7 protein-coding genes are annotated in these 13,256 nt (G+C 73.0%); 3 read left to right on the top strand and 4 right to left on the bottom strand.

Annotated elements, in window-relative coordinates; all coding sequences use genetic code 11:
* Positions 1–305: 305 nt before the first annotated feature.
* From AS857_RS14465 to AS857_RS14455, 3 genes are all read right to left on the bottom strand, one after another.
* Complete coding sequence (locus AS857_RS14465; RefSeq protein ID WP_058043502.1) at positions 306–1,964, bottom strand: amidase; 1,659 nt, start codon at positions 1,962–1,964, stop codon at positions 306–308.
* Between the two features lie 301 nt (positions 1,965–2,265).
* A complete protein-coding gene (locus AS857_RS14460; RefSeq protein WP_058043501.1) occupies positions 2,266–3,534 on the bottom strand; it encodes an aspartate aminotransferase type Ic in 1,269 nt (422 codons plus the stop codon).
* A 389-nt stretch (positions 3,535–3,923) separates the two neighbouring features.
* Entirely contained in the window at positions 3,924–4,742 is an 819-nt protein-coding gene (locus AS857_RS14455; RefSeq protein WP_063804319.1) for an NAD(P)H-binding protein, read from the bottom strand.
* A gap of 103 nt (positions 4,743–4,845) precedes the next feature.
* On the opposite strand from AS857_RS14455, the gene AS857_RS14450 reads away from it, so the two are divergent.
* The gene (locus AS857_RS14450) at positions 4,846–5,829 is read left to right on the top strand and encodes an AraC family transcriptional regulator (protein WP_058043499.1); all 984 of its coding nucleotides are present in this window, start codon (positions 4,846–4,848) and stop codon (positions 5,827–5,829) included.
* Between the two features lie 112 nt (positions 5,830–5,941).
* On the opposite strand, the gene AS857_RS14445 is transcribed toward AS857_RS14450, so the two are convergent.
* Positions 5,942–7,585 (bottom strand): hypothetical protein, encoded by a 1,644-nt coding sequence (locus AS857_RS14445; protein ID WP_058043498.1) that lies wholly within the window; start codon positions 7,583–7,585, stop codon positions 5,942–5,944.
* 487 nt (positions 7,586–8,072) lie between these two features.
* Between AS857_RS14445 and AS857_RS14440 the strand changes: the two genes are divergently transcribed.
* Both AS857_RS14440 and AS857_RS14435 read left to right on the top strand, forming a co-directional pair.
* The gene (locus AS857_RS14440) at positions 8,073–9,053 is read left to right on the top strand and encodes a DUF1731 domain-containing protein (RefSeq protein ID WP_058043497.1); all 981 of its coding nucleotides are present in this window, start codon (positions 8,073–8,075) and stop codon (positions 9,051–9,053) included.
* A 406-nt stretch (positions 9,054–9,459) separates the two neighbouring features.
* Positions 9,460–13,206, top strand: a complete 3,747-nt coding sequence (locus tag AS857_RS14435; RefSeq protein WP_058043496.1) for an ATP-binding protein — start codon at positions 9,460–9,462, stop codon at positions 13,204–13,206.
* Positions 13,207–13,256: the final 50 nt, after the last annotated feature.

Below are 13,256 nucleotides of genomic sequence, written 5' to 3'. Positions count from 1 at the left end.
ACTCCGGACATTCCTGCTGCTGCCCCGAAGGACATGACCATGTGTTTCCGCCCATGTGGAGGGGCAAAGCCCTCCACCGGTTCCGTCCGTGGCTATGACCTGCGTCGCTCTCACAAGCGCGCCCGGCCTCCACGACCCACCGGAGATCGTAAGGGCCTCGCCCCGCGCCTTGAGCGCCCGGGTGCCAGGTGACGGAACCGGTCGCCTCCGTGAGCGCCGCCGCCCCGCTCGCAGGAGTCCTGCGGGCGGGGCGGCGGCGCTCGATCAGCTCCCGTCGCGCCCGGCCCTCCAGGCCGCCGGGCAGTTCACCGGGAGGCGCCGGGCCCCACGGTCGGCAGGTATCGCGGCGCTCGCCAGGCCTTCAGGCGGTGTTCCACCGCGGCTCCCAGCGACAGCAGCTCGGCGTCCTGGTGGTCACCGGCCATCAGGAGCAGGCCTACGGGGAGCTTGCCCACGAACCCTGCGGGCACCGACAGCGACGGGTACCCGGCGACGGCTGCGGGGGTGGATGAGGGGATCACGTCGTTGTCGCCGCGCCCGCAGTCGGTCGTCCAGGCGGGCGGGTTCGTCGGCGCGGCGATGGCGTCCAGTCGGTGGGCGGCCATGGTCTCGTCCAGGGAACGCCGGGAAAGGTCCTTCAGCTCGGCGCGCACGGCCCGGTACCCCGGGTCGGTGGTGGGAGGCGCGGCGAGGGCCCGCTCGAAGAGCTCCTGACCGGCGAAGCAGGTCCGCTCCGCGGGGTGGCTGCGGTTGAACTCGATCAGCTCGGCGAGGTTGCGGGGCCCGTCGCGGGTGGCGAGGTAGGCGTCGATGTCCCGGTGGAACTCGCTCAGCAGGGCCGGGAACTCGAGCTGGGCCAGTCGCTCCTGATATGGGGGCGTCACCTGGACGACCTCGGCTCCCGCGCTGCGGAGTTCGTCCGCCGTACGGGTCATCAAGGCGTCCACCTCCGGCCCGAGCGAGGGCAGCCGCCACAGGCCGATCCGTTTGCCGCGCAGGCCGCCGGGGCCCGGACGCGTCAACTCTTCCGGGGCGGTAAGGCTGCCGAGAGCGTCGGGCGCGCCGCGGGTGCCGGGGCGCGAGGTGCCGTCGCCACGGAGCACCGACAGGGTGAGCGCCGCATCGATGACGTGGCGCGCCATGGGCCCCGCGGTGTCCTGCTCGGCGGAGATCGGCACCACGCCGGCCTGGCTGACCAGCCCGAGGCTGGGCTTGTGGCCGACGATCCCGTTCATCCCGGCCGGGCACACGATGGAGCCGTCCGTCTCGGTGCCGATCGCCACCTGCGCCAACGACGCGGCGAGCGCGGCCGCCGAACCGGAGGACGACCCGCACGGGTTCCTGTCCAGCACGTAGGGATTGCCGGTCTGCCCGCCCACCGCCGACCACCCCGATGTCGGCTTCGCGGCACGGAAGTTCGCCCACTCGGACAGGTTGGTCTTCCCGAGGATCACCGCCCCCGCATCGCGCAGCCGCGTCACCAGAGCCGCGTCGGTGCGGGGCGGGCTCCCGGCCAGCGCCAGCGACCCGGCCGTCGTGGGCATGTCGCGGGTGTTCACGTTGTCCTTGAGCAGGACGGGAATGCCGTCGAGCGGACCCCGGACGCGCCCGTTCCGATGCCTGACGTCACTGGCCGCCGCCTGGCGGAGGGCTGTCGGGTCGGTGCGCAGCACCGCGTTGATCTTGGGATCGACGGTCTGGATCCGCCGCAGGTAGGCGGCGGTCAGGGCCGCCGACGTCAGCGATCCGTCCGCCATACGGGCCTGCAACTCCGGGATTGTCACCCTGTCGAGATCGACGCCCGGCCCCGGCGGGTGCGCCCCGGTCGGCGACGTCGAACCGTCGGCGCCGGATTCGGCGGCTCGCGCGCCTGGAATCGGTGCGCCCGGTAAGCCTGGTAAGCCTGCGAAAAGGGACCCCATAGCCACGACGGCAATCAGCGTGGCAACGCTTCTCTGCCTCATGGGCCTCAGCCGACTACACGCGGACGGTCCGGCGCAAGAGCGCTGCAACGCGTACGCACGCCTGGCCGCGCCACCGAGGCCGGGCATGGTGACGTACCCGAGCAAGCCTGCAGACGGTCCTTGCAACGGCCGCAGCGGCAACTTCCACCGCCTTGACCATGAGCCGGACCGGGCCGCCGCCACGGGTGCGTTCCCGTGGCGGCGGCCCTTGCCCGGATCAGGCCGGTTCGGGCCGGACCGGTCACGCCGGACCGGTTCACGCCGGACCGGTTCGGGCCGGACCGCCTCCGGACTCCGCCGGCTAGCGGACCCGCTGCTCGTAGCCGACGAGCCGGACGCAGACGGCGAGGCCTGCGATCGCCTGCTCCAGTTCGGCGAGGCCGGGGTAGCTGGGCGCGATACGGATGACCGCGTCGCGCGGGTCGTCGCCGTGGGGGTGCGTGGCGCCTGCCGGGGTGAGCACGATGCCCGCCTCGGCGGCACGGCGCACGACCTCCTTGGCGCAGCCGTCCTCCACTTCGAGGGTCACGAAGTAGCCGCCCTTGGGGGAGGTCCAGGTCGCGAGGCCGGTGCCGCCGAGCTCGGCGTCCAGGATCCGCGCGACCGCCTCGAACTTGGGCTGCAGCAGGGCGCGCTGGCGCTCCATGTGGGCCTGCAGTCCCTCGGCGTCCTGCAGGAACATCACGTGACGCAGCTGGTTGACCTTGTCGGGGCCGATCGACCGCTTGGCGTTGTTGCCGAGCAGCCACTGCACGTTCGCGGGCGAAGAGCCGAAGAAGGCGACGCCCGCGCCCGCCGCGGTGATCTTCGAGGTGGAGCCGAACACGAACGCCCGGTCCGGGTTCCCGGCCTCGGCGCAGGCGGCGAGCAGGTCGGCGATCCCGACGGGCTCGTCGGTGAGGTGGTGGACGGCGTAGGCGTTGTCCCAGAAGATCCGGAAGTCGGGCGCGGCGGTGGTCATCGAGGCGAGCCGTGCCACGGTCGCGTCGCTGTAGCAGACGCCGTCGGGGTTGCTGTACTTCGGTACGCACCAGATGCCCTTGACCGCAGGGTCCTCGGCGACGAGCCGCTCGACGACGTCCATGTCCGGGCCCCCGGCGGTCATCGGCACCGGGATCATGTCGATCCCGAACCGCTCGCAGAGCGCGAAGTGCCGGTCGTAGCCGGGGACCGGGCACAGGAACGCGATGCGCTCCTGCTCCACCCAGCGCGACTCGGCGCCCGGCAGCACGCTCAGCAGGGCGTGCACCAGGCAGTCGTGCATCAGCTCGAGGCTGGAGTTCCCGGCCGCGAGGAGCTGGGCGGCCGGCACCTGGAGCGCCCCGGCGAAGATCTCCCGGAGCTCGGGCAGCCCCTGCAGCCCGCCGTAGTTGCGCACGTCCGTGCCGTCTGCGGAGGTGTGGCGCCCACCGGGCAGGCTCAGCAGGTCCTCGGAGAGGTCGAGCTGCTCGGGGGCCGGCTTGCCCCGGGTGAGGTCGAGCGACAGGCCCCGTCCCGCGAGGTCCTGGTAGTCCCGGCGGGCCTGGTCGAGGAGCCCGGTCAGGGCGTCGGGGCTCAGCTCGGTGGTCATGGTGTTTCCTCTCGCGGGTGCCGGTCGTCGACTGCCTGTCGATGAGATCGCCTGCCCGAGAATACAAACCGGCGCGGGGCGGGGCGGGAGTGGGCACCGGGCGAGCGCCGACCGTCGCCGGGCGGTGCCGTACGGGCGCTGCAGAGGACGTCAGGCGACGGCGCGGGGGGCCGCCGGACGGGGGCCGGAGCCGGAGAGCCGGGGTCATCCCCGTGGGCGCGGCGAGCCGCGGGCCTGCCGTTCCCCTGCGTACGCCGCGGCCGGCGACAGCGCTGGTGCCGGTGATCCCGGCGATCCCGGCGATCTCGGTGATCTCGGTGATGCCCGTAGTGCCGGTGGACCGGCCCCTCACCGTACGCGAGGGAGCCGGTCACGGTCCGTCCCTGTGATCAGGGGTTCCACACGCCCGTCGGCGCCGCCGCCCTCACGTACTCCTCGAAGGAGCGCGGAGCGCGGCCGAGCGCCTCCTGCACGCCGGTGCTGACGTAGTCGTCCTCGCCTCGGCGTATGCCGTCCAGGAAGGAGGCGATGGCTTCGGCGTCGGCGACGGGGTGGCCGGCCGCGACCTGGGCAGCAACGTAGGCGTCCGGGGTCTGGTGGCGGTGGCGCAGCTCGCGTCCGACGGCGTCGCCGATGACGGCGAGGGCCTCGCCGAAGGTGAGTGCCCGGGGGCCGGACAGGTCGTAGGCCTTCTCCGCGTGGCCGTCGCCGGTGAGGGCGGCCACCGCCACGTCCGCGATGTCCTCCACGTCGATGAACGGTTCGCGTCCGTCCCCGGCGGGGGTCGTGAGCTCGCCGGCGAGGACCGATGGCAGGAAGAAGTCCGGTGCGGCGAAGTCCTGCGAGAACCAGCAGGGGCGCAGCATCGTCCACTCGAGCCCCGACTCCCGGACCGCGGCCTCCGTCTCCGGTACACCGCCGTCGGCGTCAAGGCCGCGCACCGACAGCTGGACGATCCGGCGGACGCCGGCGGCCTTCGCGCGGCCCACCAGCCCGGCGCGCTCGGGCATGCCGAGCGTCTCGGTCGGGACGAAGTAGACGGCCTCCATGCCGGCCAGGGCCGGGTCCCAGGTGGATCGGTCGGTCCAGTCGAAGCGGAGTGCCGACGAGCGGGAAGCGGAACGGACGGTGTGGCCGAGGGCCTTGAGGCGGGGGACGACGCGGCTGCCGGTCTTGCCGGTGGCGCCGAGCACGAGGATCTGTGTCATGCCCATGAGTCAATACGGGCTGAACGGAACGATCCATGGTCGATACGACCGGATCCATTTGTGATCGTTCCAGCAACTCGGTTTCATCTCGTATCGTTCCGGTGTGGATCTTCTCGACGACTACCTCTCCGGAGTCAGGGCACGCGGGGCGGTGTTCTGCAGCACGGTGAGCGTCCCGCCCTGGGGGATGCGGTTCACCGAGCCCGCACCGCTCACGCTCAGCGCGATGCTGCGCGGTGACGCGTGGCTCGTGCCCGACGCGGGCGACCCGGTCGAGCTGCCGCGGGGCGGCATCGCGCTCGTACGGGCGCGCACGCCCTACACGGTGGCGGACCGGCCGGGCAGCAGGCCGCGCGTACTCGTCGACGGCGACGACCGCTGCACCCTCGTCGGAGATCCGGCAGATCCGGCGGACTCTGCAAGCCCTGCAGGCCCTGCAGATCCGGGGCGCAACTGGCGAGTGACCGGCCGCACCGTCGGGAACGCGGCGGACAGCGGGACGGACCTCCTGGTCACCGCCGGATACAGAGTCGGGGGCGACCTGTGCCGGCCGCTGCTCGACGCCCTGCCCCCGATCGCGATCGTGCACCCGGACACGGGCCTGTCCGCACTCCTCGACCTGATCGCCGCCGAGGTCGAGCACGACGAGCCGGGCCAGCAGGTCGTCCTGGACCGCTTCCTGGACCTGCTGCTCGTACGGGCCCTGCGCACGTGGTTCGCTCACCCGGGCGCCACCCCGCCCCCCGGCTACCGGGCCCTCGCCGACCCCGACATCGGGCACGTACTGCGCAGGCTGCACGAGGAACCGGCCCGGCCGTGGACGGTCGCCTCGCTCGCGGACGAGGCGGGCATGTCCCGTACCGCGTTCGCCCGCCGCTTCTCGGCCCTGGTCGGCAGGCCGCCCCTGACCTACCTCACCGACTGGCGGATGACTTTGGCCGCCGACCGGCTGCGCGCGCCAGGAGCCACGGTCACGGCAGTGGCGAAGGAAGTCGGTTACGCGGACGGCTTCGCGTTCAGCACGGCCTTCAAACGCGTACGCGGCATCAGCCCGTCCGGCCATCGCGCCGGGGGGCCGCGCCCCTGAGAAACGCGGTCCCCTCCCCTCCGTGCGTGCCTACCACTACGCACCCGGAGCACGGGCCGCGCACGGCCCTCCTGACGCGTACCGCCGGGAGGGCCGTACCCCTATTGCTCCCTCAGCCGTCCAGCCAGTCCCCTCCCATCGAGGTGCACGCATGGCCGAGCGTGTTCCACAAGAAGTGCGGGTGCGCGCACCCGAACATGTAGACGAGGAGTGCGGTGTTCTCCCGCCAGCCCGGTGCTCCGCCCAGGCTCAAGGTGTGGAACAAGTCCGCCCCCAGGGGCCCCGAGGCGTCCTGGACGTCCCGCGCGCCCTCGCCGCCCGCGAGGCCGGCGAGCACGCCCGCCACGTAGGTGCGGCGCAGGATCTCCCAGGTGGTGTCCACGTCGCCGTGCCATTCGCCGTGCAGGGCCTCGAACGCCCCGAGTTCGGCATGGAACGTCTCCCACGCCTCGGGATGGACGCTCCGGCAGCGGGCCGAAAGTTCCGCCGCCCGCGGGCCGAGCCGCTGGACTCCCAACCGCTCACCCACCCGCAGGGTCACGCCCGAGGTGAGCAGCCCGGTGCAGGGGTTCGGCTGGAGCCGGCAGAGCACGCAGTCGTCCGCCGCGGGCGTGCGGCCGGTGATCCCGTCGAACCACAGGGCGTGACGGCCGTTCAGGGCCATCCACACGGCCGTGTTCCCGACCAGCTCGACGTTCCAGAGCACTCCGAGGGCTTCCGGCATGCACTGGTACTTGTTGAGCGCGATGACGCACGCCGCCAGGGCCGCCTTGTCGTGGACGGGCATGGAGGCGAGCCAGAAGTTGTTGATCTCACCGGTGACGGAGTCGGCCCTGACGTCCACCATGTCGTCCACGACGCGCGAGAGGACCAGGGTGGTGAGGTTCTCCTCCAGCCAGAGCTGGTCGTCGGGCGGTACGTGCCACCACAGGCAGTCCATGGTCTGGAGCATGGTGTACGTGGTCATGTCCAGGGGCGTGGACTGCGGGAGCGAGACCGAACCCGCCCGGTGACGGCCGATCCAGTACTCGTCCACGCAGCGCTTGTACTCGGTGAAGAGCCCACTGACCAGTGCTCGCGCTCCGTTGATGCTGAAGTCCTCCGCCAGCCCCTCCTCGACGCACCGGGCCGTGCCTGCGATGTCCATCGTCATGCCGGCCCGCTTGTACTCGGGGAAGGTGAGGATGTCGTCCTCGTAGCGGTGCCGCAGACCGAGGCCCGTCTCGGCGTCCTGCAAGCTCCGGTTCCACACCCAGCCGCCGGTCAGGACGCAGTCGAACTCCTTCCGGTAGGGCCACGTCTTCACGGCGAGCGGCAGGCCGTCGCTGCGGCGCCAGGCGTAATCGCGCAGATGACGGCGGGGCGGCTCCGGGAGCTGGGAGCAGAGGACGCACGAACAGGACGCGTCCTGCATCCGGAGTCCGGCGCCTTCCCCGGGAAGCGGGCCGGACGACGCCCGCTCGTACCAGGCGCCCTCCAGCATCCGGCCCGCCATCCGGCACATCTCGACGTCGGTGCCCAGGCAAGGGAACGTTTCTCCGATGCCGGCCAGCGCTTGTTCGAGTCCGTCGAGCCGGGCGGCCCCGGGCCCGTCCGGCTCGGGAAACTCCCGCGGTGGCCCCGCCAGCGTGCCTACCGCGCGGATCTCCACCGTGCCGCGCCGCGACGTGCTCGCGGCCCCGCCCAGACGTTCGACGCCTGCTTCCTCGCGCCGCCTGTACTCTCGGGTGCAGTGCTTGATGTTCGCCTTGATCATATCGGCGAACCGGCTGCTTACCCCGCCTCGTAACATCGGTCCCATGGCCCTCCAGTCATCGGGGCGTTCCCTGATGCAGTGCCTTGCCGGCGTGCGGGCTGTGCGCTGCGCATGAGGTTTCCCTTGTGGCACGACGGGTACCGGGAGGGGACGCCGCGCATCGGGGTGGGACGGGGCGTAGGCATATTCCCGGAGAGTCCTCCACAGAGACGGCACGACGCTCCTGTGCCCCACGTCTCCTTATGACTTCCCAGAAACCCGCTCCGAAGGAAAGGCTTCCGCCTCCCGGCGGTGATCCGGGCACCGCATCGGCGTCAGTGTCTTCGGGCCGGGCCGGGTCCAGACGATGACGACCGGCTGGGGGTTCCGGGACGGCACGTTTCCATGACCCCCCGACCGGCCAGGTCGCCGTGAACCCGCAACCCCACTTTTGAACGCGTTCAATTTCCGGTACGGTCGTCTCTACGTACCGATGGGGAGAAACCGGATGAAGATCGTGATACCCGGTGGAACCGGGCAAGTGGGGGCGATCCTGAACCGCGCACTGAGCGCCGCCGGGCACGAGGTCACGGTGCTGAGCAGACAGCCGGCGCGGCCGGGCGAAGTCCCTTGGGACGGGAAGACCCTGGGCCCCTGGGCCGACGTGATCGACGGCAGTGATGCCGTGATCAACCTTGCCGGGCGCAGCGTGAGCTGCCGCTACACCGGCGCCAACCTGCAGGCCATGATGGATTCGCGCGTGCACTCCACGCGGGCCGTGGGCGAAGCGATCGCCGCCGCAGCCGAACCTCCTCGCGTGTGGCTGCAGATGAGCACTGCCACGATCTACGCCCACCGCTTCGATGCGCCGAACGACGAGCAGACCGGCATCCTCGGAGGCGCCGAACTCGGCGTCCCCGGCTACTGGGCCTACAGCGTCGACATCGCCAAATGCTGGGAGCGGGAACAAGCAGAGGCCGACACACCGCGCACCCGTAAAGTCGCCCTGCGCTCCGCGATGGTGATGACTCCCGACCGGGGCGGCGTCTTCGACGTCCTGCTGTGGCTGGCCCGGCTCGGCCTCGGCGGTCCCGTGGCGGGCGGCGCGCAGTACGTGTCCTGGATTCACGACCGCGACTTCGTCCGCGCGGTCGAGTTCCTGATCGACCGGGACGACGTCGCCGGGCCCGTCAACCTCGCCGCCCCCGCCCCTCTGCCGCAACTCAGTCTCATGCACGCCTTGCGCACCGCATGGGGTGTTCCGGTGGGCTTGCCGGCGACGAAATGGATGGCCGGGCTCGGGGCCTTCCTGCTCCGCTCGGACACCGAACTGCTCCTGAAGAGCCGACGTGTCGTCCCCGGCCGCCTGCTCGAAGCGGGCTTCGTATTCCAGCAGCCCCAATGGCCGGAAGCCGCCGACGATCTCGTGCGGCGCGTACGCAGCCGAGGCCGGCGAGGCTCGAACCGGCCGCGCCGACGAGCAGCGTGAAGTCGGCTTGCGCGCCTGAGCGCTGGACTACGTCCGCAGCCCGCTGCTGCAGGACTCGTCCTGGTTCGACAGGGCCCGGGAGGCCGGCCAGAGGATCGAGCAGGCCGTCCGCCGGCCCTCCACGGGCGCCCCGGTCGCCGGCACAAGGCCCGGCCCCGGGCTGACGGGGCCGGACCGTGCAGTCCCCCTCGAAGGCGCCCACCCCCGCGGGGCGCCTCGGCGGGGCCGCGCGCGGAGCCGTTGTGCCGGACGGGCGGTAGGCACCGGACAGGCCGGCTGCGGGCGACGGGAATCAGCCTGGGCGACCGATCGTGAGGAAACCTGCAGCAGAACTGAAATGCGCTGGTCCCGGCCCGTGGCGCCGTGTCAGCCTGGGCTGCACGGGGCGTCTGTGGAAGGGGAGTTCATGGAGTTCGCTCTGCTCGGCAGCGTCGAGGCGCGGGTCGGAGGCCGGCCGGTCGGCCTGGGTCACCGTCGTCAGCAGTGCGTGCTCGCGGCCCTGCTCGTCGATGCCAACCGGCTCGTCACCGTCGGCCGGCTCATCGACCGCGTCTGGGCCGAGAACCCTCCGCAGCGCGCCCGCGACACCCTCTACGGCTATCTCTCCCGCCTCCGGCGCGCGCTGGCCGTCAGTGACAGTGCGAGGATCCTCCGGCGTCCCGGCGGGTACACGCTCGCCGTCCCGGCCCCGGCCGTGGACGTCCACCGCTTTCGTGAGCTGGCCGCGCAGGCGCGTGACGCGGGGCAGGACGACCGCGCGGCACGCCTGTTCGGGCAGGCGCTCGACCTCTGGCGCGGGGAGGCCTTCGCCGGTCTGGACACGCCCTGGATCAGCGGGGTCCGGGAGGCGCTCGCGCGGGAGCGGTCGGCGGCGCAAGCCGGATACGACGAGGCCCGGCTCCGTCTGGGGCAGCACGCAGAGGTGCTCGCGGGGCTGACCGACCGGGCCCGGGCGCATCCTCTCGACGAGGGCGTGACCGGTCGGCTGATGCTCGCCCTCTACCGGTGCGGTCGTCCGGCCGAGGCGCTCGACCACTACCGGCGCACGCGATTACGCCTGGTGGAGGAGCTCGGCTGCGAGCCCGGCCCGGCGCTGCAGCAGCTGCACCGGCGCATGCTGGCCGCCGACCCGGAGTTGCTGACCACCCACCCGGAGCCGACGGCCGCATCCCGGCCACGCGCCCCACGTCGGCAGGCACCGGCCTCTCCGGCGACGTCCGCGACGGCGGAGCGCCCGCCGCGGACCGAGGTGACGTCAGCGACGCCGGAGGCGGCGGAAGCGACAGAGGCGACAGAGGCACTGGAGACTCCGGGCACGCCCACCACGCCCGCCCCGCCGGAAACAGGAGCCGCCGACCTCGCGGGCCGGCCGCAGGAGAACCGGATCGTCGGACGGGTGGCGGAGCTGGCCGCCCTCGATCGGGCGCTCGCGTCCGCCCGGGCGGACGCGAGCGCCGTCGTGGAGATCGTCGGCGAGCCGGGCATCGGCAAGACGCGGCTGGCCGGTGAGCTCGGTGAACGGGCCCGCCGCCAGGGCTTCGTGGTCCTGACCGGACGGGCCGTCGAGTTCACCCGGACCCCCTACGGGGTGTTCGCGGACGCGCTCGACGACCGGCTGGTCACACCGAACACGGACTGGGTCCGGGCCGCACAGCTGCCCACGGACGTACTGGCCCTGCTCGGCGAGGTCTTCCCGGCGCTGGCCTGGCTCCACCCGGACGGTACGGAGCCGATGGTCGCCGGGCGCTGCGGACTGCAGCCGGCAATGCGGGCCCTGCTGGAAGCACTAGGCTCCGACGCCGGCTCGGGGCTGATGCTCGCCCTGGACGATCTGCACTGGGCGGACGAGGACTCGCTCGAACTGATCGGGCATCTGATACGTCATGCGCCCCGGGGGCGCTTCCTGCTGGTGCTCGGCTACCGGCCGCGTCCCCACCCCCGCCGGCTCGCCGCGGCACTGTCCGTGGCCGAGGCGCAGGGCCGGCTCACCCGTATCGAGCCCGGTCCGCTGTCCCCGGCCGAAGTCGCGGACATGTGCAGGGAGTTGTGCGGGGAGGGGGTGCCCCGCCGACGGATCCGGGAGCTCCACGAGGCCGGCCATGGCAACCCCTTCTACCTGCAGGCCCTCACCCGGTGGGGTACTCCCCGACGCGTTCTCCGACCCGTTCCCCGGCCGGTTGCCGGACCCGTTCCCCGGCCGGTTCCCGGACCCGTTCTCCGGCCCGCGTCCGCGCCCGCCGGGGAGCTGCTGTGCGGCGAGGACCTGCCACAGTTCCTGCGCGCCGCCCTGCAGGAGGAGCTGGACGGGTTGCCCGTACTCACGCAGACGTGTGCCCGGGCAGGCGCAGTCCTCGGGGACTCCTTCGACGCCGACCTGGCGTCGGTCGTCGCCGGAGCGGATGAAGCAGCCGCCCTGGCGGCCTTCGACGAGCTCACCGAGCGCGATCTGCTGCGCCGGGGAGGTCTCCTGGGGCGGTTTGCGTTCCGCCACCCGCTGGTGCGTACCGCGGTCTACCACAGCGCCGGATCCGGCTGGCGGATCGAGGCCCACAGGAGAGCGGCGAACGCCCTCGCCCTGCGTGATGCGCCGCCGGCGGCCCGGGCGCCGCACATCAGGCAGTCGGCCCGGCCGGGAGACGCCCTCGCCGTCGAGGCCCTGGTCGCGGCCGCGGACCAGATGACGGCCCTCGCACCCGTGACGGCCGCCGAGTGGCTGGGCGCCGCCATCGCGCTCTCCGACCCGCGGCAGGAGCGGCCGCAGCCGGAACTGCTGCTGAAGCAGGCCACGGCCCTGATCACGGCAGGCCGGCTGCACGAGGGCCAGGACATCCTCCGTACCGCCGCCCACGCCCTCCCTGCAGGCGACCTCCGCCTGCGGGCCCGGATCGCCGTGACCCGGGCCGACGTGGAGTACCAGCTGGGTCACTACCGCCGGGCGACCGCCCTGCTGCTGCGCGAGTTGAAGGACGGTGCCGACGGCCTGTCACCCGCCGAGACCGCGGACCTGCGGCTCGGTGTCGCCTCCGTGGCCCTGCGCCGGGGCGATGCGGACTCGGCGGCCGAATGGAGCGAAGAAGCGCTGCGCACCCTGCTGGAGCCGGGCGGCGACGGGCCACGGCGCGAGTCGCTGCGGGCGGCCAGAGCCCGGAGCCTGCTGGCCCTGGCCCACGCCACGGCCGGGGACGCGGCGCAGGCCGAGCTGCACCTGGAGCGGGCGGTGCAGACGCTCGACGACACCGACGACCGGGTCCTCGCGCCGCACGTCGACGTCCTGGCCCTGGCCGGGTGGACGGAGCTGACCCGCGGGAACCTCGACACCGCCCTGCGCCACCTCGACCGCGGACTGCGGCTGGCCCGCCTCACCGGCCGGACCGCCGTGGCCGCCGACCTGTTCGCCGCCTCCGCCCACGTCCTCACGCTGCTGGGCCGCCTGGACGAGGCCGAGGCCCACGCCGAGGACGCGGCCGAGGCGGCCGTGCTCATCGGCAACGACGAACCCCGCTCGCTGGCGGCATCGGCCTGCAGCGCCGTCGCACTGTGGCGCGGTGACGTCACGAGGGCGCTCGCCGCCTGCGAGGAGGCGATGTCCCGGGACAGCCTCGCGCCCGGACCGCCGCGGGCGGCGATCGGCGGAATGCTCGGGCCGTGCCTGCTGGAAAGCGGTGACCCGGCGGGATGCGTGCGTGCCGTGCTCACGGCGGGCGGCGGTACGGAACTCCTCCGCTTCGGGTCGCTCACGCGTCCCCGGTGGTTCCGTGTGCTCACGCGCGCGGAGCTGGCACGAGGCGACGTCGCGGCGGCCGGGCGCTGGGCCGGGGACGCTGCCGCGGCGCTGACGCCCGACAGCCCTGTGGGACAGCGCGGGTTCGCCCTGCTCGCCCGAGCCGAGGTCGGGCTCTCCAGGGAGGAGGCGGAGGCGGCCGAGCAGGCCGACGAAGCGGCGCTGGCCTTCCGGACCGCCCGTATGCCGCTGTACGAGGCCACCGCCTCCCTGACGGCCGGATCCGTCCTCGCGGCCCGCGGCCGTCACGCCGAGGCCGTGACACGCTTCGTCCGCGCGCGGGACCTGTCGGTGTCCTGCGGAGCGCCCGCCCTGCGCGACCGGGCAGAGGAACACCTCCGCCGCTCCGCGGACGCCCGGCGCCGGGACTGACCCTGTGGAACACGAACGCGAACACGAGCACGAACGCGCTGGCGGGCCGC

Source organism: Streptomyces roseifaciens (genome assembly GCF_001445655.1).
Taxonomy (GTDB): domain Bacteria; phylum Actinomycetota; class Actinomycetes; order Streptomycetales; family Streptomycetaceae; genus Streptomyces; species Streptomyces aureoversilis.
The sequence above is the reverse complement of the archived record's forward strand: the minus strand, read 5'-3'. Positions and strand labels throughout refer to the sequence as shown.